The sequence below is a fragment of the Citrobacter sp. VF227 genome (assembly GCF_052950715.1).
The window spans coordinates 183,903-208,725 of the sequence record NZ_JBRFVF010000003.1; the positions used below are offsets into that span (position 1 = coordinate 183,903).

A 24,823-nucleotide genomic window follows, 5' to 3' on the forward strand; every position below is an offset into this window, starting at 1 on the left:
TACCCCTCCCGCTGTGCGGGAGGGGAGCTTCCTGTTAGCGTTTTCTCCCACCCATCAAACTGCCCAACATGCCACGGATTATCTGATTAGTGACCTGTCGCGCCGCGCTTTTCGCCACGCTCTGTACCACGCCATCGCGCTTGCCGCCGCGCGGTCCGGTACTGCCAAACAAAATATCCTTCAACCCAGCGAGAATACCGTCGTCAACCTCGACCGCTTTACCGTTGGCGGGAGGCGTATTTTGCTGCTCGGGGCTGGCTTGCACGCCTTGCTGTAAACGCTCATAGGCGGATTCGCGGTCGATCTCTTCCTCATATTTGCCGTACAGCGAGGAGTGATTGATCAGCCCGTTGCGCTCGTCGTCGGTCACCGGTCCCATGCGGGAACACGGGGCAATTACCATCGCCCGCTCCACCATCGACGGGCTGCCTTTGGCGTCCAGAAACGACACCAGTGCCTCGCCGGTGCCCAACTCCTGAATGGCTTTCTCGGTATCAAACGCCGGGTTGGCGCGCATGGTTTGCGCCGCGCTTTTCACCGCTTTCTGATCTTTTGGCGTGAACGCGCGCAGGGCGTGCTGCACGCGGTTACCCAACTGGCCGAGCACGTTGTCCGGAATATCGGCCGGGTTTTGTGAGACGAACCACACGCCGACCCCTTTCGAGCGGATCAGGCGTATGACTTGTTCGATTTTATCCAGCAGCACCTGCGGAGCGTCGTTGAACAGCAGATGCGCTTCATCAAAGAAGAACACCAGTTTGGGCTTCTCCAGATCGCCTGCTTCCGGCAGCTGTTCGTACAGTTCGGAGAGCATCCACAGCAGGCTGGCGGCGTACAGTTTGGGCATCTGATAGAGCTTCTCGGCGCTGAGGATGTTGATCATCCCTTTGCCGTTGGCGTCGGTACGCATCCAGTCTTTGATATCCAGCATCGGTTCGCCAAAGAAGTGCGCCGCACCCTGCTGCTCCAGCGACAGCAGTCCGCGCTGGATAGCCCCGACCGAAGCGCTGCTGATATTGCCGTACTGATTCTGGAAGGATTTGGCGTTATCGCCGATGTACTGAGTGATGGCCCGCAGGTCTTTGAAATCGAGAAGCAGCAGGCCCTGGTCGTCGGCAATGCGGAAGATAATATCCAGCACGCCAGACTGCACGTCGTTGAGGTTCAGCAGACGGGCCAGCAGCAACGGCCCGAGGTCAGATACCGTGGCTCGCACCGGGTGGCCTTTCTCACCGAAGATATCCCACACCGTGACCGGATTAGCATGCGGTTGCCAGTCGGTAATACCGATGTTTTTCAGGCGGGCGAGCAGCTTTTCAGAGGTTTGTCCTTCCTCGGCCACGCCGGTTAAGTCGCCTTTCACATCAGCCATAAATACCGGTACGCCAATCCCGGAGAGCGATTCGGCCAGTTTTTGTAGGGTGACGGTTTTGCCGGTCCCGGTCGCGCCGGTAATCAGCCCGTGACGGTTGGCCATGCCTGGCAGCAAAAACAGTTCTGTGTCCGGCGTGCGGGCAATTAGCAGGGGTGCGCTCATTGAGATTTCCTCCATTTATCCTGCCTGGAGTATAGGCAATGTCCATCAAAGAGAGTATGCGATGGCGAGAGAAAATGACTTAAAGCGTATTGCCGTGATAAATCTGATACCCCAGATCCACGGTGTTGTGGTTATGGTCGTTGTTCTTGATTTTGCTCAGCAACATCTGCGCCGCCATGCGGCCAATGTCAAAACGTGGGGTGATCACGCTGGCAAGGCTGGGGATCATCTGCCTGCCCATTTCCAGTCCGTGAAAACCAGCAATCGAGATCTGCTCCGGAACGGCCAGCTCACGCTCGCGGCACAGCAATAGCGCGCCCATCGCAATATCGTCGTTGGTGCAAAAGACGCCGTCTACATCCGGATGCGCGGTGAGCGCGTCCCGCATCATCTGGGTGCCGAGATGAATGGACGAAATAGAGCGCGGATTGACGCGCAGCGGCATCAGACCCCGACGCGTCATGGCATCGCAGTAGCCGCGATAGCGCTGTTCATCGCGGACGTCGTCTTTCGAACCAAGGTAGAGGATTTTGCGCCGCTGGCGTTTATCCAGCATGGTGCTGACCATATCAAACGCGGCCTGACGGTTATCGAAACCTACTTCCATGTCCAGACGATCGCCCTGAATGTCCATTAGCTCGACCACCGGAATGTTGGCAGAGCGCAGGAATTTAACCGTGCGCAGAGTGTGATATTTCTCGGACAGGATAATGCCGTCGATATTGTACGACAGCAGGTTGATCACCGACTCTTCCTCGGATTCCCGGTCATAATTGTAGTTGGCGATCAGCGTCTGATAGTTATGGTCTGAAGTGACTGACTCAATACCGGCCAGAATGTCAGCGAACAGCTGATTTTGAAACGAGGGGATCAGCACGCCGAGCGTATAGCTTTGCGCGTTCAGCAGCATCGCGGGCGCGCGGTTGGGGATGTAATTAATCTCCTCCATAATCTGCGCAATGCGTTCACCGGTTTCCTTTGCGACCTTTTTCGGCGAGCGAATGTAGCGGCTCACCGTCATTTTGGTCACGCCCGCCAGCGTGGCGATATCTTGCAAAGAAATTCTGTGGTTCCTCATTTTCTCTCCAGTGCCGGGGAGCGCTGACCTGTGCTCCCCGGTGATGACCGTCTTAATGCAGGATGGCGTTCAGCGCCAGAACACCCAGCAGACCCATAATGGAAATCAGCGTCTCCATTACCGTCCATGTGCGCAACGTTTCCCCCACGCTGAGATTAAAGTAGCCTTTAAACAGCCAGAATCCCGGATCGTTAACATGGGAGGCAATCACACTGCCCGCGCCGGTAGCCAGCACCATCAGCGCCGGGTCGGCATGAGTGACGTTGATAATCGGCAGTACCACACCTGCGGTAGTGATAGCCGCCACGGTGGCTGAACCGAGCGCGATGCGCAGCAAAGCGGCAACCGTCCAGCACATCAGCAACGGAGAAAGCGACGTGCCGGTCATCAGGTGTGAGATATATTGTCCCACGCCGCTGTCGACCAGAACCTGCTTAAATGCACCGCCCCCGGCGATGATAAACACAATCATCGCGATCGCGCCGATAGAGTCACCAATGATATCCATAATTTGCTCGGTCGTACGTCCGTTACGTCGACCAAGGGTAAAAATGGCGAGCACGATAGCAATAAATAACGCGACCGCAGGGTTACCGATAAACTCAAAGAACACCCGCACGCTGTTGGTCTTTGGCAGTGTAATTTCGCACACCGCGGCGACCGCCATCAGTATGACCGGGATTACCGCCGCAAAGATACTGTTCCAGAACGACGGCATCTCTTCTTCGGTGAACAGATGCGGGTTGAACAACCCTTCCGGCGGTGCTTTCTCAAAGCGGGTCAGCAGCTTAGAAAACAGCGGCCCGGCGACAATCACCGTCGGGATAGTAATAATAAATCCGTACAGCAGAGTGGTACCGAGATTGGCCTCGAAAATGGTGGCAATCGCGGTGGGTCCCGGATGCGGCGGCAGAAAACAGTGGGTCACGGACAGCGCGGCGACCATCGGTACGCCGACATACAGCAGCGGCAGGCCGGACGAGGCCACCACCGTAAATACCAGCGGCAGCAGCAGAACAAAGCCGACTTCGAAGAACATCGCCAGACCGACGACCAGACCGGTGATCACCAACGCCCACTGCACGCGTTTCTTACCAAACGTGCCAATCAGCGTGGTGGCGATGCGCTGAGCCGCACCGGTATCGGAAATCAGCTTACCGAGCATTGCGCCGAAGCCGAGGATCATCGCCAGCCCGCCGAGCGTGCCGCCGATCCCATTTTGTATTGAGTGCAGAACGGCCTGGGCATCCATCCCTTCGGCAAAACCAACGACCGCCGCCACCAGGACCAGAGCAATAAAGCCGTTAACTTTAAAGCCAATCATCAGGACCAGGAGCAGCGCGACGCCTGCCGCAATTATTATTAATGGCATAATCGTTTCTCTTTAAATTATTTAGAGTGGTGTGCCAAAAATGCAGCGCCTGGGCGCTGCGTGATGTTGCGTTGTATCAGACGGCGACGAGCATGCCGCCATCGACAAACAACAGGTGCCCGTTAACAAAATCGGATGCTTTAGAAGAGAGGAATACCGCCGCGCCGATCAGCTCCTGCGGATCGCCCCAGCGTGCGGCTGGCGTACGTTTGCACAGCCAGGAAGTGAAGGCTTCATCCTCGACCAGCGCTTTGGTCATTTCGGTTTTAAAGTAGCCCGGGGCGATACCGTTGACCTGGATATTGTGGCGCGCCAGCTCAACGCACATTCCGCGGGTGAGCATTTTTACCGCGCCTTTAGAGGCGGCGTACGGCGTGATGGTGTCGCGGCCCAGCTCGCTCTGCATGGAGCAGATGTTGATGACCTTCCCGGCCTGACGTTCCACCATGCGACGCGTTACCGCCTGCGAGACCAGGAATACCGCCGTCTGGTTAACGGCAATCACATCGTTCCAGTCCTGTTCCGGGAATTCGGTAAACGGATGGCGACGCTGGATACCGGCGTTATTCACCAGCACATCAATTTGGCCAATGTCTTTTTCGATATGCTCGATGGCGGCATCAATGTCCTGTTTATGCGTAACATTGAACGGCGCGGCAACGGCGCGGATCCCTTCCTGCTGCAGTTTAGTGACGGCGGCTTCCGCGCGCTCCGGTGTAATATCATTGACGATAATCTGCGCGCCATATTTACCCAGACCAGTCGCCAGTAAATAACCAATACCCTGGGCCGAACCGGTGATCAGAATGTTTTTGCCGTCCAGTGAAAAAAGATCGTTCATCATGCTATTCCTTATTTTATGTCTTCGAAAACAAGCTGGACTTTCGCTGCCTGGGTTTTGTCCCCGGCGAAGTTCAGCGCCTGTTCAAGCTCGGTAAACGGATATTCGGCGCTGAGTAACGGCAGCGGATCGATAACGTTATTCGCCAGCCACGACACCGCAGTGTTGAACTCGGTGGTAAAGCGGAACGAACCTTTGAGCGCGATCTCTTTGCCGATCAGCATCATCATCGGGAAGTCTGGCACCGTGCCGCCCATGCCGACCTGCACCATCACGCCTTTCGCGCGGGTCACTTCCAGACAGGTGGTGATTGAGGACGGATGGCCGGAGACCTCGAAGCTGACGTCGAAGTAGCCTTTCTCTTTTTTCCACTCGTCGAGCGAGTCCTGCTGCGGGTTAATCAGCGTGTCGGCTCCCATTTGTTGCGCCAGCGAGAGCGAGCGCGGGCTGATATCCGCACAGACAATCTCTGCCGCGCCGAGCGTTTTCACCGCGCTGACAATCAGACAGCCGATAGGCCCAACGCCGGAGATAAACACGCGCTTGCCCTGCAGGTCGCCCGCTTCATGTGCGGCGTGGATCGCGACCGCCAACGGTTCGGCAAAGGCCATGACTTTTTCATCCGCCTCTTGAGGGTAGGGGACGCACTGCGCAGTATCGACGGTTTTATACTGAGTAAAGCCGCCGTCGACGTGGGGAAAATACATGGCGCTGCCAAAAAAGCGCATTTCCGTACACTGGTTTTCTTCATGCTGAAGACAGTATTTACAGTGGCCGCAGGGCTTCGACGGATTAATCGCCACTGACTGATCTTCAGGTAATTCTTTTGAATCGCTGTGCACTACTTTACCAATAACTTCATGGCCTAAAATCATCGGCGCTTTAACGGTAAAATTACCGACTTTTCCTTCCTGATAATAATGTAAATCGGAACCACAAATACCGCCTCGGGTAATTTTTACCAGCGTTCCTTTATTATTCCATTCTATATTTTGGTCGGTAATGGCAACAGTTTTCTTCCCCGCGACAACGCAGGATTGGGTTTTGACTTGCATAAATGCCTCACTGGTCAGGTAGTAACCTCGGCAGCATTTAAACGGTTTTAATTGTTATTATTTGTGATGCAGGTCACGCTGAGAAATTGTTACACTACAATGTTACGCATAACGTGATGCGCCCTGTAAATCTGTTCAGTCGCGGCGAAAAAAGGTGAATTCTGCAATGTGGAAGGCGTAGTATCGCGCCATAGAATATGAATCAGGAGTTTTTTCAATGGCCGGGGAAAGTTATATTTTGATGGGTGTTTCGGGTAGCGGTAAATCTTTAATTGGTAGCAAAATTGCCGCTGTATTATCGGCTAAATTTATTGATGGTGATGATCTCCATCCGGCTAAAAATATTGATAAAATGTCTGAAGGTATTCCATTAACCGATGAAGACCGATTGCCGTGGCTAGCGCGATTAAATGACGCCTCATACAGTTTATATAAAAAGAACGAGACCGGGTTTATTGTCTGCTCGTCATTAAAAAAACAGTACCGAGATATATTGCGTCAGGGCAGCCCGAATGTGCATTTTCTGTGGCTGGACGGCGACTACGAGACTATTCTGGCGCGCATGCAGCGTCGGGCAGGGCATTTTATGCCGGTGGGATTACTCAAAAGTCAGTTCGACGCGCTGGAGTGCCCACAGGACGATGAGAAAGATATTGCCCGCATCGATGTAAACCATGACATCGAGCATGTGACGGAACAGTGCCGCCAGGCGGTGCTCGCGTTTCGTCACGGGCAATAAGCCCAGCCCCTTGCGGGACTGAGCCCTGCATCAGAAGTCTGCTTTCAGCACCACGCGATAGCGGGCCTTGCCATCACGCACGTGCTGGATAGCTTCGTTAATTTGCGACATCGGGTACAGCTCGGTGGTAGGCGACACCTTGCTGCGCCCGGCAAACTTCATCAGCTTGCGCAGCTCAGATGGCGTCCCGGTCGCCGAACCGGAGATGCTGCGATCCCCGGCAATTAAGGTAAATGCCAGCACCGGCAGCGGCTTCAGCACTGCACCGACGGTATGGAAGTTACCGCCGTAGGCCAGCGCTTCAAAATAGGGCTGCCAGTCGAGATCGACGTTAACCGTGTTAATGATGAGATCGAACTGGCCCGCCAGCACTTTTAGCGCATCCGGATCGCGGCTGTTGACCACTTTATCCGCCCCCATCGCCAGCACTTCCTGTTCTTTCGCGGGGTTGGAGCTGAATGCGGTCACTTCACAACCCATCGCGTGTAACAGCTTAATGGCGATATGTCCCAGGCCACCGATGCCGATCACCCCAACGCGGCTGGTGGCAGTGATATGGTGCATCAGCAGCGGTTTGAACACCGTGATGCCGCCACACAGCAAGGGGCCAGCTGCCGCCAGGTCGATGCTCTCCGGCAAGGGGATCACCCACTGCCAGTCGGCTCGCAGCTTCTCGGCAAAGCCTCCGCGATTGAGAATAGTGGGAACGGACCCTTCCAGGCAGTTGATCTGATTGCCGCTGATACAGGCGTCACAATGTCCGCAACTGCGCGCCGTCCAGCCAATCCCAACGCGCTGACCAACCTTCAGACCCTTATCCTGCGCCGCACTGCCGAGCGCTGCCACGCGACCAATCACCTCATGCCCGGCAACCAGCGGATACTGAGAGAATCCCCATTCGTTGTCGATCATCGACAAATCGGAATGGCAGATACCGCAGTAATCGACCTGGACTTCGACATCTTCCGGCTTGAGCTCGCCCGCATCATATTCATAGAGTTCGAGTTCGCTGCCCGCCGCTTTTGCGGCGTAGCTTTTTATCATCGACATCGTGTTTCCCTCAGTGTGGTGTTGAACTGGAAGTGTAGAGCATGGGGAAACGGGACGCTTCGCAGAAGGGGGAATTAAGAAGAGGGCAAACTGTGATGAGGGTTGCTGGTGGGAAAGGTAATGCTGAAATTTTCAACACTTAGCAGGCCAGATACACGCTGGCGCTTGCATGGTGGCGCACGACAGGTATAATCCACAACGTTTTCCGCATCCCTTCCGTGCCGGAGTGGCGAAATCGGTAGACGCAGTTGATTCAAAATCAACCGTAGAAATACGTGCCGGTTCGAGTCCGGCCTTCGGCACCATCGGAACATCAATAGACGTCAACGGACGTCTTTTTTTGTGCCTGAAATCCGTGCCACACATGGCTTTCCGCGATTTTCCTTTCAAAAGAAGTCAATCTGAGTCAACCCACATCAAGTCGCTTGTGAGTATAGAACCGAGTATATATGCTGGTTCGATAATGGTTGTATACTCACAGCGGCACATGGAAGGAGAACTTTTATGGCTCTGACAGATATCAAAGTGCGTTCTGCAAAACCGCAGGAAAAGGAGTACACCCTAGTCGATGGGGATGGCATGTTTTTGCTGATTCACCCCAACGGCTCAAAATACTGGCGGTTCCGCTTTCGCTTTGGTGGTAAGCAGCACCTAATGGCGTTTGGTGTTTATCCTGAAACATCACTAGCCGATGCGAGGCAGAAGAGAGAAGAGGCCAGAAAGCTTGTTGCTGCTGGTATCGATCCTCGCGAGCATAAGCGTGCTGTAAAGGAGGAGCTGGCGAAAGAGGCCATTACCTTTGAGTCAGTTGCCAGAGAGTGGCATGCCGCTAATAAAAAATGGTCAGAAGAACATAGCCGAAGGGTGTTAAAGAGCCTGGAAGATAATTTGTTCCCAGCAATTGGGAAGCGGAGTATTGATAGTTTTAGCACGCGCGATCTCCTTGTTCCTATTAAAGGAGTTGAGGCTACAGGGCGTTTTGAAGTGGCTTCGCGTCTTCAGCAGCGTACCAATGCGATTATGCGTTATGCAGTGCAAAGCGGTTTGATCGATTACAATCCTGCTCAGGAGATGGCTGGGGCAGTTGCTTCCAGTAACCGTGTTCATCGTCCTGCACTTGAGTTGAAACGCTTACCTGAACTACTCCACAGAATTGATAGTTACACGGGACGCCCTTTAACTCGTCTGGCTGTTGAACTCACCTTGTTAATCTTTATTCGTTCAAGTGAACTGCGTTTTGCGCGTTGGTCTGAAATAGATTTTGAAACGGCAATGTGGACAATTCCGGCTCAACGAGAAGCTATTGAAGGAGTGAAGCATTCTGAACGTGGCTCGAAAATGCGTACTCCTCATTTAGTGCCACTTTCTCGTCAGGCACTGGCAATCCTTAAACAGGTTCACAAGCTTAGTGGCGAGCGCGATTTTGTTTTCGTTGGAGATCACAATCCTTGTAAACCAATGAGTGAGAATACAGTGAACAAGGCGCTGCGCGTGATGGGATATGACACTAAGATTGAGGTTTGCGGTCATGGCTTCAGGACCATGGCATGTAGCTCGTTGATTGAATCTGGATTGTGGTCGAGAGATGCAGTTGAACGGCAGATGAGCCATATGGAGCGTAACTCTGTGCGGGCGGCTTATATTCATAAGGCGGAACATTTGGATGAGAGACGATTGATGTTGCAATGGTGGGCGGATTATCTAGATGTGAATCGGGAGAAGGGGATTAGCCCGTTTGACTATGCGAAAGCGTAGTTAAATTGGAAAACTATTCTCAAAAAAGCACACTTTTGTTGGAATTTAAAATGCACTGTATATAATTACAGTTGGTTTGTTTCATAATCAATGCCTGGATACCAAGGAACTGGCCTTAGTTAGAAAAAAAGGTGGCCATCGGGACTGGTTTCCGTTAGGATCTTCGGATCAAAAAGTGATGAAAAAGTCGATATGAAAAAGAAACCACTAAAGCAGTACAAGGTATCCTCGTTTTTCGCAGGGATTGGTGGATTCGATCTTGGTCTTGAGAAAGCAGGGATGGAAGTTGTTTTCCAATGCGAAATCAATAAGTTTTGCCAGAAAGTACTTAGAAAGAATTGGCCAAATGTACCATTACATACTGATATTACACAACTGAATGCTGATGAGATCCCAGAAAGCAGTGTTTGGTGTGGTGGTTTTCCTTGCCAGGATGTGTCGTCAGCTAACCAAGGAAAACGGAAAGGTCTAGAGGGAGCCCGAAGCGGCTTATTTTATACATATGCAAAACTCATCGAAGAAAGAAAACCTGAATGGCTTGTTATTGAAAATGTTCCCGGACTGCTCAACAGCCACAATGGACAAGACTTCAAAGTTGTCATCGATACGTTGGTCGAACTCGGGTATGGCGTTTCGTGGAGAGTATTGGATGCAAAATACTTTGGAACACCCCAGCGTAGAAGAAGAGTGTACATTGTCGCAAGTCTTGGAGACATGCGCTCCGCTCGAGTCCTTTTTGAACCCGGAGCAACTAGAATCGTTGATAAACAGGGCCAAGGAGAGAGGGCAAATGCTTCCGGAACCTCTGATACAGGCCTATCAAAAGCAGATATCTATTCTATCCAGCATGCAAGTATTGGACGAAAAGCAACCGCAGGACCTCAAGCAAAAGGATACAGGAACGACGGAGAAACCTACACCCTTGACTCAAGAGGAAGTTCAGATGCTGTATGTGCGCCGGATGCTGCCTTCCGAGTACGAGCGTCTGCAGGGATTTCCAGAGAACTGGACTCTAATCGATTCAGAGCAGTAGGGAACGCTGTCGCGGTCCCTATTGTTGAATGGATAGGAAAAAGAATTGTCCTTGTAGATCAGCAGATGCTCAACGAGGCATTATCGTAACAGTACTATTATCTAAACGTAAAAATGATCCTTCGAATAGTTCAGGGCGTGGTGCGCCCTGATCTGTTAGAAATCTTACAAATGTTGAATAGTTGGTGAATAATGTTTTTGAGTCATCAATGATCAACGGAATCGGACCTGGATGTGGTTCATCCGATGTATCTTCCTTGAAAGCTAAAATACATAATGTCCAGTTATGGGCTTTCAGATCCCTGAGATTCGCATTCCTAAAACGTCTGTGTAAATAGTCATAGAGTAAGCTACCTACAGCAAAAACGATTTTCCCACCAGTTTGATCAACAACATTCCCTTTCACAAGAAATTGTTCTTGTTGTCGTCTCCATGCGTTGGTTTCGATAGTATTTGCTGCTACTGGTCTTCTTAGAATTTCATTTGTTGGAAATTCGAGATCAGCCCAAGCGGCAATATGGCGAGTAATGGCACCTGTGCTGCTCGTTTCCCCGCCACCCTGCATTTCGAGGAGGACTTCGTCAACTCTTCCTCTACCGGAAAAGTTTCTCATCACGTAGTCTGCATGGTAGCTATTATCTGAATCTGGTAAGGGAATATTGACTTCTCTTTTTACACCAATCTCTGAATCTTGCAGTTCAGGATCCTGATAAATCAGTTTTGCTACTTTCCGTAAAATGTCTCTCTGATGTTCAACTAAGACATTGTCAACTTGTTGTGTACGCTCACCCGAGATAATTGTCTTTTTTTGGCGGGTAGAACAAAGTCTATGCTCACAAACGATCCAAATTGTGCCGTCTGGTTTACGGACAGAGCAAACAGGATGATTATTTTTACTTACTTTGTCACAGGTACGATCCATAAAAGGGCATTGCGCCAGCGTGCCTTTTGATACGGGGACAATCTGGTGCTCCACGTCTGTTCTTTGGCCTAAATATTCCGCGATACTCACTGCCATTGCTCATTCCTCATTCAGGAGCTGTGTGCGATATGATCTCAGTGAGTAGCAATTTATGTCAATGAATTCATGGTGTTTTTGTATCATAGATGTCAGTTTTCATTGGAATTCAATGAGGTTTTGGTTCGACGCCGCTCATCTCATGACTGTACTCAAGATTTTCGATGCGATAGTAAAGCACATATGCTACGTAAGGTGTGTTAGGGGGGAATGGATTGCGTCACACGATGAATACCATTTTGAATGAGCAGGGATTTAACTCGGCCTAGATTGAGATACAACATGGCTCATGTCGATAAGAACTCGAACCGTGGAACGTATAATCATGCTCAATATTTGGAAGGTCGGCGGGAGATGATGCAGTGGTATGGAAATTATCTTTACACCCTTATTGTTAATAGAGATAGTTCAATACCCTTCCCGCATCTATAAAATATAAATATATAATGTGGTTTATTATATTTATTAATGCATAAACCAATGATAATTGTTAAAACTGATGAAAAATAGTTGTGGTGCATATTTTAATATGCACCAGCCGTTCCTAACGGTAAAGGCCCTCTAGTTGCGGCAACTTGAAAAAGTAAGATGCTTCAGATCTCTTAAACGCCCCAGTCGAGTTTTGGCGAAGCTCTGCATTAATTAGGACGCAGCATTCCTCAGCTCTTGTAATACCAACATAATGAAGGTTTGTTTCTTGCAGAAGGCTGGGGTAAAGTGCTGTATTTCTATCAACTTCATTTACTAATCTATATGGAAAAGACCATTCATCCATATCCAAATGCAATACTATTTTAAACTCAAGTCCTTTTGACTTGTGAAGTGTCATTACTTGAACTTCATTTTTATCTAATGGCATAAACTGCTTTAAGAAAATATCGTTTGATACAATTTCCAAAACTGCATTATCATTAGGAATAGTACACTGAATATTTAGCATTTCAGCAATTTCATGAAACTTATTAATTAATTCTTTATCAGTTAGTTTACCTCTGAGAGTTTTAATTTTTTTTCTTAATAAAAAATGATGGTTGTCATTTATGATTAAGTCATCAAATACTTTATTAATTAACTCTTGCGCAGTACCTATAGACTTATATCTATACGCCAGAAGATCTTTATATAAATCTGAACATTCTGTGCCCAATTTATCTAATGGCGTATCAATATAAGCTCTAAAATTTGATGTCAACCCTGAGCATAGCAATAGTAATGATTGTTCTTTTCTTGTAAAAATAGCTATTTGGTTAGCTTGTTCTACACCCCATTGGCCTTCATTTAACCATTCTGAAATCCATGATGATAATGTCATCGAAACGTCTTTTAGATTCCCTGACAATCTCTTTCTGTAAACGTTGATACTTTTGCATGGCAATAATGCGAAATTTGAATCGAGTAATCGAGACGCATAATTAATTATTGACGGATGACATCTATGATTTAAATTTATCTCAAAATGTGCAAAAGCATGTTTATCTCTAACTAAGTCAAGTAACAACTCAGCATTTCCACCTCGAAACTCATAAATTGATTGCCAAACATCCCCAACAGCAATAGAGCATAACCCTAACTCATTTATTTTTAGAAACAATTGATGCTGAGATAAGGATGAATCTTGATATTCATCTATAAATATATGGCTATATCTCGCTTTGATATACCGCTTTGCTGCAGGAGATTCATTAAGTATTTTTAATGCTAAGGCAGCAAATGAACTCATCCAGAGAATTCCCTCATCGTACAGTCTCTTATATCCGGAATCTTCATTGATATTAACGACTGACGGTGTGCCGAAAAATCCTTCCTCTAAGTAATATTTATAAGGAGGCTCTAGTTTCTTTAGTACTTTACATTCTGTTGGTTTCCCTCCCCATATTCTTGGAAGAAATGGAATGATTATTTCCTTTAAGCAAAAACTATCAATGGTGCCAAAAAAACTATGCTTTGCATTGTGCCCTTCGGCCTTACATCTACGCTCCAGTTCTGAACTTGCTTTCCTTGTGAATGTAATGGCAATGACTCCTTTATGCTCAGGGAGACAGCCGGTAATATTTCTAATTTTTTCTTTTATAACTGTAGTTTTACCGCTTCCAGGGCATGCTGTTATTACCATGCTTTTAGGGTAATCAATGGCTGATTTTTGCTGAGTGGTCGGCGAAAAAGTATTCATTTCATTCACCTTTAACTATTTTTACAAGGTGTTTTAACGGTTTAACTAAATCACCCGCATTAAGTTTATGAAGGTCTTTTTTTATTTTTTTTAGAAGAGTACGCATTCTTATTGCTTTTTTCTTTTGTAAGTATTCTATTGCGCTTTGGTTATTTTTTTTATCTAATGCATCTAATATTGAAGCACCTAATTCCTCTACAAGATCTGTTTCTAAATCAACTTTTGATAAATATATCCCCGATTTATTTATTTCCTCAGAAACTGCTTGCCAATCACCGTTGGTAAGAGTATCTAGAGAAGTTATTTTTTTGTCGCTATGCTCAAATTTTTCTATGCCAGCTATATCTAAACATCGGTTTATACCTGCATAGTTCCACTTTTCTTTATCTTTTAGCTTTGATATATCGTTATCAGTTCGCATTACCCATGGGATTTCTAAAGCATCTAGTATTGCTGCATATATTTTAAATGATATTCCATCCACTGAAATTAATGAAATATTTAAATAATCTAGATCAATATTTAAACTTTTAGCTAAGGAATGGTAAAATAAAATTTCGGATGGCCCTTCGATTAAGAAAACACCATTTGAAAAAAATGATTCTGCTGGTAATATACTCATCCGATAACTCATATCTTCCCAGCCATCTGCAATACCTTTCGAGCATCCTTCACTTGCGGCTACAGTATGCCCCCCCCGGTCAAGCAATCTTATTATTGAGCCTGGCTCAAAGTTTGCCGCTATTTGGGGGGAATGGGATGAAATTATTGTTTGACCTGGAAGTTCATCTATCAAATAATCAGATAATTTTCTTTGTTGATGAGGGTGTAAGTGTGCTTCTGGTTCTTCGATAACATAGAAAATAACTTCGTTATCGATATCATGTTCCTTAATACTTTTTGCTTTCCATAATGCTAATAAAATTTGATTGTTACGTCCGTCCCCTCCAAGCATTACGTTAGAACCATTTGTATTTGCTCCAAGTTGTAGGCTATCAATAAAGTCATTTATTCCAATTGCGCCAGTATCTAGTTGCACAGAATATTCTGAGTAATGATGTGCAAGTTTTTTCAACTCATCGTTGACTTCTTTTGTAGCTCTTTCTACATATATAAGCTGAGATATCTTATTATTAATTAACTGTAAATCTAAACTTATCTCTCCTAACAAATCGTCATCTTCTTCTCTTTCATCAGAGTTCAATGATTGCTGTGCGATTTTTAAGAGTTGTCTTTTTTCTTTACGGATAAATCTCTCTAAATCTCGTTGTGATTGAATATATTTTAAATTAACGAATTTAAGATAATAACGAGAGTTAATTTCTTGTAAAGACTCTAAAGAATCGCCAATGAAAAGTTTGTAGCTGAGATCGGATTTTTGTGCAATATACTTAATAAACGATTCGCCTGAGTCACTGACATTCCCTTTCAAAATTGAAAGCACTGCATCTTCATTGATATCTTTAAAATGAATGATAATTTCAAATTCTTCACATGATTTCCCATTTTCTAAATAAAAATCAAGCTCATTTGGTTCAATTTCTGAATCTGATACACTTTTATCTAATAGCATTCTTAGCGAATGCAGCATATTACTTTTACCAACATCATTTGCTCCGATAATCAGAGTGTTCGAATTAAAATTGATGTGTGCATCTTTAAAGTTTCTAAAACCTTTAAGTTTCAGAGATGATATTTCCAACTTAAAATCCCTCTTTAAAGTAAAAAATCATTATTCATAATGAGGTTTCACGTAAAGTATGCAACCGAATTTTGCTCATTTTTTGCGGCAGATCTATTAGTTGATTTGGTGAAACGCAGGGTCTACTATAATTGTAAACATATGCTTTACCATATGTATTGATTCTTTTCTTTCAGCAACACAATTTTAAGGCCTCGTTAAATTTATTACAATTCTTCAAAAACCTCTCCGATGAAACCCGCTTGGGTATCGTGTTGCTGCTCAGAGAGATGGGAGAGCTGTGCGTGTGCGATCTCTGTACGGCGCTGGAACAGTCTCAGCCTAAGATCTCCCGCCATCTGGCGATGCTTAGGGAAAGTGTGCTATTGCTGGATCGCAAGCAGAGGAAATGGGTTTATTATCGCTTATCCCCGTATATTCCTTCCTGGGCTGCCCAGGTGATTGAGCAGGCCTGGTTAAGCCAACGGGACGACGTACAGGCCATCGCCCGTAAGCTGGCATCAGCCAACTGCTCTGGCTGCGGTAAGGCTGTTTGTATCTAAAAAACTTGTTTGTACACATATGATTTTTCGAATTTGATGTGTTAAAGATGAAAACGTTAGCCAGTGAGAAAGTGAATGTACGATATCTTCGGGTAACATAATTTTCATTCCAGAATTTGCAGACAGCCTACAGTCGTAATCGTTGCTATTATGACTGTCACTGCTAATAGCATTAATACTTCAATTAAGCTGGTGACATCGTGGCCTATCGAATGGGATGAGGTAGTAGTCACTCTGCGTTAATGCTTTCAATGGTCACCTGCATTGAGTTAACGCAACGGAGGATCTTTGCTCTGCCGGTACCCTTCGTTTATTTGATAGTCGCTTTGGCTGTTTGAGCGTAACCTCTTCATGAGGTTGCTTCGTTTGTGATAATTTTTGTGCAGTAATTTTCGGTTCCGGTTGTCAGTTGTTCCCTGGCTTCAGCCCGTAGATGCTCCGTTTCAGCTGGTGACATAAATGCTGTTCGCTGTAGAAAAAGGCAAAACCGGGTACCGTACAAAAGGTTACGTAAACGTGCATCCATCCCCAGCTGGCTTAGAAGCCGGTGTTTCTCATTCCATATTTTGCTTTTTGGGGCATCTAATTCTGCAATTAGCTCTTCGCGGGTCTGATAGCCAGACCAGATTGCCTGAAGCATTCGCATCCGGAATGGTGTGATCTTTCTGTCGAGCATCTCCCGGTATAACAGCAATGACATATAGTCCATCAGAGGTTCTTCCAAATGAAATATCTGTGGTACCTCTGATAATCCCTCCGGGAGCACCGGAGATCTCAGAAAATCTGCCAGAAGGCTTTTTTCAAGGCAGTGATCGGGAGGGACAGTAAGCAGTTCACAGAGTTGCTGACTGGTGACCATCATGGATAATTCGTCATGCATCATACAGGGAAGATCCCCCCACACCCTGAGCATGAGTTTGTCATTGAAGAAGAGCTCGTCACTGATTATCAGGGCCGGATGGTCAAATAACTCTTGTCTGAGTGCGTAGAAAAGAAAAACATGCTCCCGCGGTCTGAGGCATAAAATCAATAACGCCCTTGGATCCCGAGTGAGTTGTTTTAAAAGTGATGGCAGAGTGGTAATCGCTTTGCACTGACTGTCGGGCAGAATCGACGTTACCAGACTCTGCACGGCACTGACTACAGGCCAGCAGTCACCGTAAAGGATAATGTTTCCGCTTGCTGGAATTGTCATTTCAGGTTCAGTCATTATCCATGCCCTCCTTCACGGGGTGTGGATTTCCCTTTCTCAGATTGTTCCAGAGAAGCGTGGCCTGTGAGGTGTCTGCATTACCTATACGGCTGCGGGTCAGGTGTTTTTTTTCTCCCGGGCTTCGCTTTTTACGAGACTCAGGAGGTATTACGCGGGTGACCTGTATTTCATAGCGGTATACATTGTTAACCAGTAACACCTCCCGACTTTCAACGATTACCCGTCGGGTTTTATTGCGCACATAAGCCATCAGGTAGCTGGCGCGCTGGACAGGAATATGGAATGCTTCCGAAATCTGGCAGCGGTTCACCCAGTTCCGTTGCTGTATGCACCACAATGCCACCAGGATATACAGGGGTTCGCCATGGTACTGGCGAACGCTTTCCGGGATGAAGCAGGTATCATGGTTAGTCCGACCGGGATAATGAATATCATTTTCCGGAAAGATAAGTTGCTTCTTTGCATGTGTATTGTCAGGGTACATAAAGACTTCTCCACTAATAATATAAAATGAATGGCAGAGGAATAAAAATATTTGTATTTATGTTTCATGAGTCATTGTTCGCCATTGAAGGTAACTATTGCTTTACTCTTAAATATAGCTAACAACAACAGTCATTGCTGCAGAAAAATTACCCGTCTTAATATCATTGCCTGGTATGGGTTCAACTTTTGCTCTGTATTTTTTTATAATTCTGCCGCCGGAAGTATTATCGAGATTAATAGACCCCATATATGCATTCGTATTAAATTTAACCGGAGTTCCGGACTCATCAACTATCGACAGTCTGAAGCCATTGTATTCTCCTTGTGTATTTTTAAGTGTCACGGAACTGTCTGCATCAGCAAGCGTCAGGCCGTTAGTCTCAAATTCTACAGACAGTGCTGCAGCAAACGGTGTTTGAGTGCCGATATTCTGTTGTGCCGTGACCGTAAAGGGGATTTCTCTGGCCTCCATAGTCTCATTATACTCAGTGTAAAAACGTCCCATCCGGATCACTGACGGTGAAATAATAACACTGCCAGATTTCTCTGGAATAAACCTGAGGTTAAAGGCGGAAACGGTTAAAGGTTTGAATGAAACAGTGGGGGGGGAAACCCCCACTGGGTTATAGGGTAATATATTAATTGTGCTTGATGGTATGTTTATGTTCAAGAAAGATTTTTTAAATGCCTGGTAGACAAATATGCGTAATGTAAGTGTTCCACTCCGGTTATATATTTTTTCCGGCTCCATAGGCTGCCCAAATACTTTTGAACTGGACCAACCAGAAAAACCTGCCTTAATCTCCTCCCATGTAAATGTTACAGGCGTTCCTCCCCCTTCCTGAGCAATGATATCCATTCCAAGACCACTGTTTTTGAGAGCAGTTACTACCTCAGCCAGATTGTAAAGATTAAGAGTAGTGGAATAAGAAGGGCCGTAACTTTTCCATTTTGTATAACAGGTATAATTTATGGGAACGGTAACTCTCTGCAATTCCTGACCTGTAGCAAATTGTCCACCCTTCAGATTAATATTTTGAATACTGACATGTCCATTTGCATCACAATATGACCAGTCGATAGCTGCCTGTGAAGAATTACAGACAGTAAGGAATATTAACGACCCTGACAGAATCAATATATTTAGATTTATTAATCGGTTAATCATGAAGCAGCCTCCCCCTCCTTAAGCGCGCAGTTCAGGACTCCGCAGGTATAGCGGTTCATCTGGAGTCCACCATAGTCATCGACATAGCCCACCCACAGGCGCGCCATACCGGACGGGAATGTTGCCTGAAGCGGCAGGTTGCTGAGAGGAGGGACCATCACAGCTTCACTGAATCCGACCAGTCGGTGCTCGCGGTCGGGGCCAAGCCAGGCCACGGTAATGTAGTAGGGCGTCGGGTTAATCAGCATTATCCGGGAACCCTGATGCTCCACCACCAGTTTTATCTCCGGCATATCGTTGCTGCCCCTAGCTATGGCCGCGGGCCGGTAAAACAGCTTCAGCCGACTCTGCAGTGCAAGCTGAAGAACGTTGGTGGTATCCGGCTTCGGAGGAACCCCCCGGACGTTAAACCAGAACAGAGTTTCACGGTCCTCCGGTAGTTTTTCCAGCTCCCCGCCCTGTACCTGCGTGATGCGAACCTGCGACTTCTGACCGCCATCAATACGCTGCAGAGGTGGCAGAACCATCAGTGCGTTCGTCCGTTTACCGCTGCTGTCATCCACCCAGGACTGGGCGAGAAACGGCTTATCCCTGCTGTCGTTGTTCAACGTGACGGACACAGCTTTGTCCTTGCTGTTCATGATAATGCGGGTTCTGTCGACGTTGATGGCGGCAATTCCCGCCTGGCTCCACGCTACCGCCAGTACGAACGCCATCGCATCTGCTAATCTGCTATTTTTCACTTTCCCTCCATCAGATAGTGTTGTACTTAACTGGATCTATTCGCAGGGCAACAACAGTGGCCCCTGGCTGAGCGTAAACTTCTCAGGCAGGGTTAACCGACACTGAACCCTGCCGTCCCAGGACACGGCAATAGCCTGTCGGTCATCCCTGCTGATGCCGACCATATAAGTCAGACCATCGTCGCCAACCATACCCAGTGTCCGACCTGAACGTGATGAGACCACCTGTGCGCCGAACGGCGGTGCCTTGCCGTCAGCTAGGCGTAGGTTCCCCATGACCTGCTCACCCTGGCTGGCGTTAAGCCGTCGGTATCCGATAGCACCTTCTGTCAACGTCTGGCTTATCACCGAGTCGGTAATCTCCACATCATCCGGCAGTGCGGTAACATCAACCGCGATATCGCTGCGCTGATAGCTGCCGCCTCCGCTGACCACGGCAATGCCAAAGTGGTTGGTGACGCCGCTCCCACCCGCAACCGGGATGCTGGCCACTCCATCGGTATCTATCATCACCCGGGGTTCGTTGCCGGACATGGACTGGCTGAAGGCCACACCGTGCCGGGTGGCAGTGGCCGAGCCGTACCAGCTCAGTCCCAGGCTGCGGTATTGTCCGGGTTGCAGGGTGGCGTCGGCACCAAGCTGGCCCCAGGGCTGGCGGCTCTGAAGGCTCGCACTGAAGCTACTATTGCTGCCGCTGTCTTTATCCTTGTACGTACCAGCGCTGATGTTCCAGGTAGTGTCGGGATTATGAAAATCGCTGTAGTTCAGATTTTGCTGCATGCTGCCCAGGTTATCCCGCTGGGCGCTGTAGCTGATCTGGCGGCCTTCGCCCCAGGGGATGGAAAACGACATATACACCTGATTTTGCATATTGCCTCCAGCATACTGGTTGCGGGCGAGGGACAACGAAGCGTTAATGCCCCCGATGCCACCGAGACTGAAAGCCTTATTCAGACTGAGCATGTAGTTGTTATTTGATTCAGCATTCCAGTAGTTCAGGCGACTGAACGATAGTGCAGCACTCATAGCCGGCCCGGAAAAGTATTGGTTGTAAGTGATGGTATAGCTCTGCTTTTCGTGCCAGACATCGCCGCCGTCTGCTGCTTGTTGCAGATATTCCGGTAATGAAAGATAGTTGCGGTCCGAGAAGCGATACCCCACAAACGCCAGCGTACTGCCGGTTTTATCGAAGGTTTTTGCATAGTTAATCCGGTAGCTGTAGCCGGAAGGTTTCTTCCCGTGCGGCAGACGGGCATCTGAGCGAGTAATGTCGGCGGATACGGCGCCAAGAAACCCCATATTCTGGCCAACCCCGATCGCGACGGACTGATAGTCGCCATTGGAAGCAATGACACCGCCGTAGAGAGACGTGTTATTAAACGCCCCCCAGGTGGCCTCACCCAGCATAAACTCCGGGTTGACAGGGCGGTTGTTATGTAGCCCACCGTTCAGCGGACGACCCGCTGCCACCTTGTAACGGATCTGGCTTTTACGTGCCATAAAGGGCACGCTGGCGGTATTGATTTGCCAGGTGCGCGTGGTGCCGTCGCTTTCACGCACAGAGACATCAAGGTTGCCGCTGATATTCTGGCTAAGATCAGGCAGCACAAAGGGACCGGGGGAGACCCGGGTCTGGTAGAGAATGCGTCCGTTCTGGCTGACCGTCACCCGGGCGTTACTGTTTGCAATCCCGCTGACTTGTGGGGCGTACCCCTGAAGGGAGGGCGGTAACATTCGCTCATCGCTTGCCAGCGTCAGGCCGACAAAACGGAATGAGTCAAATATGGCGGAACTGAGATACGTTTGTCCCAGCGTCAGCCTGGACTGTATCTGTATTAACGGTCGGAACAGGTATATCTGCGGCAGATAGAAGTCTGACTGAGAGGCGTTGCTGCTGCTGTCATAGTGGCTGTACTGGTAATCGCTGCGCAGACGCCATGCACCCAGGTTGAGCCCGGCAGTGCCGTACAGGCTGTAACTGGTGGATGACTCCCCCTGTTGTGGCATGTAGCGGTTAGCCATCAGGTTATAGTCCAGGAGTCCCCCGGCCACGCCGTTGCTCCAGCGGGATGGAGGCGTCCAGTTAAGGTCCTGATACTGCATCCAGGCCTGCGGCAGGGTAAAGGTCAGCCGCTGTTCGGCGGCGTTGTACCGGATTTTACTGTCCGTGGAGTGCAGGTCCAGACAGTGGCCGCCATCGGCTCCGGGAACAGGCTTCAGTTTACGGATAATGTCATCCTTAAGCCCCAGCAGGTCTACCAGGCCCGGCGTGACACAGATGACCGAATTCTTTTTACCTGAAACTGGCACCACGTCGACTGGGTATTGCTCACGTACCGACTGGTCGTTTAGCCAGATATCAAGCAAATAGTTTCCCGGCGCAATATAGCCGTCCTGGTTGAATGCTGACAGGTCTATGTTTTTATCATTCGCCGCGTTTAACAACTGAACGTTGAACTCCGTCGCCCGTACCGGCAAAGCAGAATACGTCAGTATTATCAATATGGCAGGCCAGGTCAGTTTCATAGCATCGGGGTCGCTGTCGTCGTCCATGTAAGAAATAGTGGGGAGATACACTTTTCGCAGGCAAAACCATCCCGTCGCCCCTTCCGGGACGGTTTTGATAACCACTGCGTTTATTATTCGGCTGTAAAAATTACATGTAGGTCAGGGTGTAAGTGACTGTGGAGTCTACAGAGCCTGGGGTTACAGCACCGGTTGCGAGAAGGCGGGCAAAGAAGCGCAACTGGTTATCACCAGTCTGCAGTTGCTGAGCATCACCGTCCGGCATAGGTGCGTTTGCTTCAATAACAGTGCTGTTATCACTCTTGAGTAACTGAACGGCGACGTTCTGGGCGGTTCCTGTGCTGACGTAACCCTTATTGTCTGTTGTGCCAGTACCGCTGAAAGAAACCTTAACTTTAGACATCAGGCCAATCGGATTGGGATTAGTCGCTCCTGTGTCCGGATCGAATGCACATTGAGTCAGACGAATAACGATGGGCTGTGACGCGGTGGTGTCGTTAGCTGCACTAAGTTGCCGGTAAGAAATCTGACCAAAGGATACGATAAGCGCATCGTCCCCTGGGGCAACAGTACAGGGAGAGTTAGTAATGGTACCAGTGAAATGGATTGTCCCACTCCCGAAAGGGCCGGTTGTTGGTGGCGCGGCGGAGGCCGTCGCACCCCACATCATTGCTGCGGTAGCCAAAATGGTCAGAGAAGTTTTTTTTAACATAACTATTCCTTGGTTTTTAACGGGAATGTCCCGGATAAATATTTAGATGACATGAGGCAGGGGGACTCAGTGATCAATCATGCAGTGAATGCTGAGATTGGCAGGCAGAAGTAAAAAACGAATTGGTTAACCAGCAGCATCAACTCTGACTCATGTAAGGGTATTTATAAGAAAAGTCTTAGGTGGATTAAATGTAGTAATATCGATCGTATCGATCGAGTAAGTCGATCGTTATTTAAGAATAATTTTCAAAATTATTATTGGATGAGAGATTATAAGGGCTCTAATCTCTGTTATCATTATGTAATGTGCTATATAGCTACTGCGTAGATGAAAAATAATCCTATTGTTGATTTTTTAAATCGCTGTAAGATATTGCTTTTTATAATGCTCTGTTGGTTTGCTATATGAAATTGTTTTTAAGTTAAATATATTGTTAGATGACATTAATTATTGGTTTTTTTCTGTGCCATGTAATTTTTCTGATATTTTGAACTTCTTTACAAAACATTCGTATCCTCTTGGCACTACAATATTAATTAAGTTACTTATTTTAAAGTATGTGATCTGTGTCACTAAATCCTGGTTTTTACAGACTTACCTTGGCTGAGTAATAATTAATATCTTATATGTTTTGCTGTTTGCTATTCAGCCGTTATTAGATTTTTGTCTGGCTAACATTTGATGGTGTATGAATGACTTACAATGGTATTCAAGAAAATAATGGTCACATCAATGGTTACTGATTTATTACTCAGAATTGCACTGGCAGGGCTATTAGGTGGTTTGATTGGCCTTGAACGTCAGCTACGTGCTAAAGAAGCGGGGTTACGAACACATATCCTGGTTGGTATTGGTAGCGCCATGTTTATGATTGTTTCCAAATATGGTTTTGAAGATATTCTGCTGGAAAGCCATGTCGCTTTAGATCCAAGCCGTATCGCTGCACAGGTGGTCAGCGGTATGGGGTTCCTGGGGGCAGGGACAATTATCATTCAGAAGCAAATCGTAAAAGGGTTGACCACAGCCGCTGGTATGTGGGTCACCGCGGCCATTGGTCTGGTGATAGGTAGCGGTTTGTACGAGATTGGTATTTACGGTGCTTTTCTGACTCTTGTTGTGCTGGAAGTGTTTCGTCAATTGAGTAATCGCTTGCTCAGCAGACACTGTGGATTGCTGGTCAAACTCAGCCCGCAGAGTGTTTCGAGGGTATTTACGATGCTGCAGACGATGTCAATCCGTTTTGATTTTCGGTCACTGAAAGAAAATCCGTCTGAAGATAAAGCATGGGAATTATTTCTGGTACTGACATTACGTCCTGGAAAATCAATAAGCAATCTTTGTCCGGAGATTCTGAAGATTGAAGGGGTGAAATCAGTCGCTATCAGATAAGTTATTAGAGAAATATGGAGTTGTTGACCAACACCCGAAGTGTGAAAAAAAGACACAGGCATCTATCTCTGAATGAAGATGTCCGTGTGCCTGAAGACAGCGGGTTATCTCTGAATCCAGAACATTATCCTCGCATGTGCTCTGGTCACTGTATATCCAATAATTTTCCCCTGACATCAACAGATACCAGTTAGCCAAAACCAGCTTTTCTTTTAGCCAGTTCTGTTTTATTAACTCTAATGTGTTTTTTAACTCTTCATACCTTTTCATCATGCCCAGTCGCTGAAGCTCGTTCAGTAAAATATGACAAAGAGATGGGATGTCAGTTGTGAATGGTTCCGGTAATTCGCACGATGGCGGGAGGACATATGCTGGCCCGGTTACAGGACTCAGACACCGGACCAGAAAAACTGGTGCGATGAATGCTATTTTTTTTCCATTTGGAGAGGCTGCGTTTACCCAGGTCAGAGTATGATAACGCAACGTTTCCTCATGTGAGTCTTCCTGCTCAATATTACTATTAGTCATTTCATCCAGTCGAAACTGTATTGTCGCCAGATAATTATCTGGTGATGTAATTAATATTTGTTTACGCATTATTTAACTCCTGAAAGGAAGATGCAGCGGGGATGATGGTTGTACGGAGATGTTATTCAGCGTGGAATAAAAAAGAGGGACTCTAGGGTCCCTCA

21 protein-coding genes, 1 tRNA gene and 1 pseudogene are annotated in these 24,823 nt (G+C 47.5%); 7 read left to right on the forward strand and 16 right to left on the reverse strand.

Annotated features, from left to right (window positions below):
- Positions 1–34 precede the first annotated feature (34 nt).
- The 5 genes from ACU8YC_RS13245 to idnD form a co-directional block, all read right to left on the reverse strand.
- Complete coding sequence (locus tag ACU8YC_RS13245; protein WP_210904382.1) at positions 35–1,537, reverse strand: helicase HerA-like C-terminal domain-containing protein; 1,503 nt, start codon at positions 1,535–1,537, stop codon at positions 35–37.
- A gap of 79 nt (positions 1,538–1,616) precedes the next feature.
- A complete protein-coding gene (gene idnR, locus ACU8YC_RS13250; protein WP_151217472.1) occupies positions 1,617–2,615 on the reverse strand; it encodes a DNA-binding transcriptional regulator IdnR in 999 nt (332 codons plus the stop codon).
- Between the two features lie 52 nt (positions 2,616–2,667).
- Positions 2,668–3,987: a gnt-II system L-idonate transporter gene (idnT, locus tag ACU8YC_RS13255; protein ID WP_370619123.1), complete on the reverse strand. Its 1,320-nt coding sequence runs from the start codon at positions 3,985–3,987 to the stop codon at positions 2,668–2,670.
- 76 nt (positions 3,988–4,063) lie between these two features.
- Positions 4,064–4,828 (reverse strand): gluconate 5-dehydrogenase, encoded by a 765-nt coding sequence (gene idnO, locus ACU8YC_RS13260; RefSeq protein ID WP_151224499.1) that lies wholly within the window; start codon positions 4,826–4,828, stop codon positions 4,064–4,066.
- An 11-nt stretch (positions 4,829–4,839) separates the two neighbouring features.
- On the reverse strand, positions 4,840–5,883 hold the full coding sequence (idnD, locus tag ACU8YC_RS13265; protein ID WP_210904383.1) for an L-idonate 5-dehydrogenase: 1,044 nt from the start codon (positions 5,881–5,883) through the stop codon (positions 4,840–4,842).
- Between the two features lie 217 nt (positions 5,884–6,100).
- Here idnD and idnK point away from each other — a divergent pair, with 217 nt between their 5' ends.
- Positions 6,101–6,622 (forward strand): gluconokinase, encoded by a 522-nt coding sequence (gene idnK / locus ACU8YC_RS13270; protein WP_151217477.1) that lies wholly within the window; start codon positions 6,101–6,103, stop codon positions 6,620–6,622.
- Between the two features lie 30 nt (positions 6,623–6,652).
- Here the strand turns inward: idnK and ahr are convergent, their stop codons facing one another.
- Complete coding sequence (ahr, locus tag ACU8YC_RS13275; RefSeq protein ID WP_446895421.1) at positions 6,653–7,672, reverse strand: NADPH-dependent aldehyde reductase Ahr; 1,020 nt, start codon at positions 7,670–7,672, stop codon at positions 6,653–6,655.
- Between the two features lie 220 nt (positions 7,673–7,892).
- On the opposite strand from ahr, the gene ACU8YC_RS13280 reads away from it, so the two are divergent.
- The 3 genes from ACU8YC_RS13280 to ACU8YC_RS13290 all read left to right on the forward strand — a co-directional run bounded on the left by ACU8YC_RS13280 (position 7,893) and on the right by ACU8YC_RS13290 (position 10,549).
- Positions 7,893–7,977, forward strand: a tRNA-Leu gene (locus ACU8YC_RS13280).
- Between the two features lie 199 nt (positions 7,978–8,176).
- Positions 8,177–9,427, forward strand: a complete 1,251-nt coding sequence (locus tag ACU8YC_RS13285) for a tyrosine-type recombinase/integrase (RefSeq protein WP_446895422.1) — start codon at positions 8,177–8,179, stop codon at positions 9,425–9,427.
- Positions 9,428–9,619: 192 nt separating this feature from the next.
- Complete coding sequence (locus ACU8YC_RS13290) at positions 9,620–10,549, forward strand: DNA cytosine methyltransferase (protein WP_089642849.1); 930 nt, start codon at positions 9,620–9,622, stop codon at positions 10,547–10,549.
- Here ACU8YC_RS13290 and ACU8YC_RS13295 read toward each other — a convergent pair.
- A complete protein-coding gene (locus ACU8YC_RS13295; RefSeq protein ID WP_181541623.1) occupies positions 10,530–11,477 on the reverse strand; it encodes a hypothetical protein in 948 nt (315 codons plus the stop codon). The genes ACU8YC_RS13290 and ACU8YC_RS13295 overlap by 20 nt on opposite strands.
- Positions 11,478–11,671: 194 nt before the next feature.
- Between ACU8YC_RS13295 and ACU8YC_RS13300 the strand changes: the two are divergent.
- Positions 11,672–11,909: pseudogene (locus ACU8YC_RS13300) on the forward strand (integrase); the annotation flags it as partial.
- Between the two features lie 112 nt (positions 11,910–12,021).
- On the opposite strand, the gene ACU8YC_RS13305 reads toward ACU8YC_RS13300, so the two are convergent.
- Complete coding sequence (locus tag ACU8YC_RS13305) at positions 12,022–13,647, reverse strand: UvrD-helicase domain-containing protein (protein WP_446895423.1); 1,626 nt, start codon at positions 13,645–13,647, stop codon at positions 12,022–12,024.
- Position 13,648: 1 nt separating this feature from the next.
- Positions 13,649–15,349, reverse strand: coding sequence for an ATP-dependent nuclease (locus ACU8YC_RS13310; protein WP_446895424.1), 1,701 nt, complete (start codon positions 15,347–15,349; stop codon positions 13,649–13,651).
- Between the two features lie 161 nt (positions 15,350–15,510).
- Between ACU8YC_RS13310 and ACU8YC_RS13315 the strand changes: the two genes are divergently transcribed.
- Complete coding sequence (locus ACU8YC_RS13315; RefSeq protein WP_446895474.1) at positions 15,511–15,891, forward strand: metalloregulator ArsR/SmtB family transcription factor; 381 nt, start codon at positions 15,511–15,513, stop codon at positions 15,889–15,891.
- Positions 15,892–16,240: 349 nt separating this feature from the next.
- Here the strand turns inward: ACU8YC_RS13315 and ACU8YC_RS13320 are convergent, their stop codons facing one another.
- The 6 genes from ACU8YC_RS13320 to ACU8YC_RS13345 all read right to left on the reverse strand — a co-directional run bounded on the left by ACU8YC_RS13320 (position 16,241) and on the right by ACU8YC_RS13345 (position 22,739).
- Positions 16,241–17,101, reverse strand: a complete 861-nt coding sequence (locus tag ACU8YC_RS13320) for a hypothetical protein (RefSeq protein WP_446895425.1) — start codon at positions 17,099–17,101, stop codon at positions 16,241–16,243.
- Positions 17,094–17,588, reverse strand: coding sequence for a CaiF/GrlA family transcriptional regulator (locus ACU8YC_RS13325; RefSeq protein ID WP_446895426.1), 495 nt, complete (start codon positions 17,586–17,588; stop codon positions 17,094–17,096). Before ACU8YC_RS13325 ends, ACU8YC_RS13320 begins: the two co-directional genes overlap by 8 nt.
- A gap of 108 nt (positions 17,589–17,696) precedes the next feature.
- Positions 17,697–18,758, reverse strand: a complete 1,062-nt coding sequence (locus ACU8YC_RS13330; protein WP_446895427.1) for a fimbrial protein — start codon at positions 18,756–18,758, stop codon at positions 17,697–17,699.
- Positions 18,755–19,501, reverse strand: coding sequence for a fimbria/pilus periplasmic chaperone (locus tag ACU8YC_RS13335; protein ID WP_446895428.1), 747 nt, complete (start codon positions 19,499–19,501; stop codon positions 18,755–18,757). The genes ACU8YC_RS13330 and ACU8YC_RS13335 overlap by 4 nt, the downstream gene beginning before the upstream one ends.
- 36 nt (positions 19,502–19,537) lie before the next feature.
- A complete protein-coding gene (stdB, locus tag ACU8YC_RS13340; protein WP_446895475.1) occupies positions 19,538–22,027 on the reverse strand; it encodes a fimbrial outer membrane usher protein StdB in 2,490 nt (829 codons plus the stop codon).
- A 130-nt stretch (positions 22,028–22,157) separates the two neighbouring features.
- On the reverse strand, positions 22,158–22,739 hold the full coding sequence (locus tag ACU8YC_RS13345; protein WP_446895429.1) for a fimbrial protein: 582 nt from the start codon (positions 22,737–22,739) through the stop codon (positions 22,158–22,160).
- A gap of 735 nt (positions 22,740–23,474) precedes the next feature.
- Between ACU8YC_RS13345 and ACU8YC_RS13350 the strand changes: the two genes are divergently transcribed.
- Positions 23,475–24,131 carry an MgtC/SapB family protein gene (locus ACU8YC_RS13350; protein ID WP_175065062.1) on the forward strand — a complete coding sequence of 219 codons (657 nt, stop codon included), beginning with the start codon at positions 23,475–23,477 and terminating at the stop codon, positions 24,129–24,131.
- On the opposite strand, the gene ACU8YC_RS13355 is transcribed toward ACU8YC_RS13350, so the two are convergent.
- The gene (locus tag ACU8YC_RS13355) at positions 24,114–24,728 is read right to left on the reverse strand and encodes a hypothetical protein (protein ID WP_446895430.1); all 615 of its coding nucleotides are present in this window, start codon (positions 24,726–24,728) and stop codon (positions 24,114–24,116) included. The genes ACU8YC_RS13350 and ACU8YC_RS13355 overlap by 18 nt on opposite strands.
- Positions 24,729–24,823: the final 95 nt, after the last annotated feature.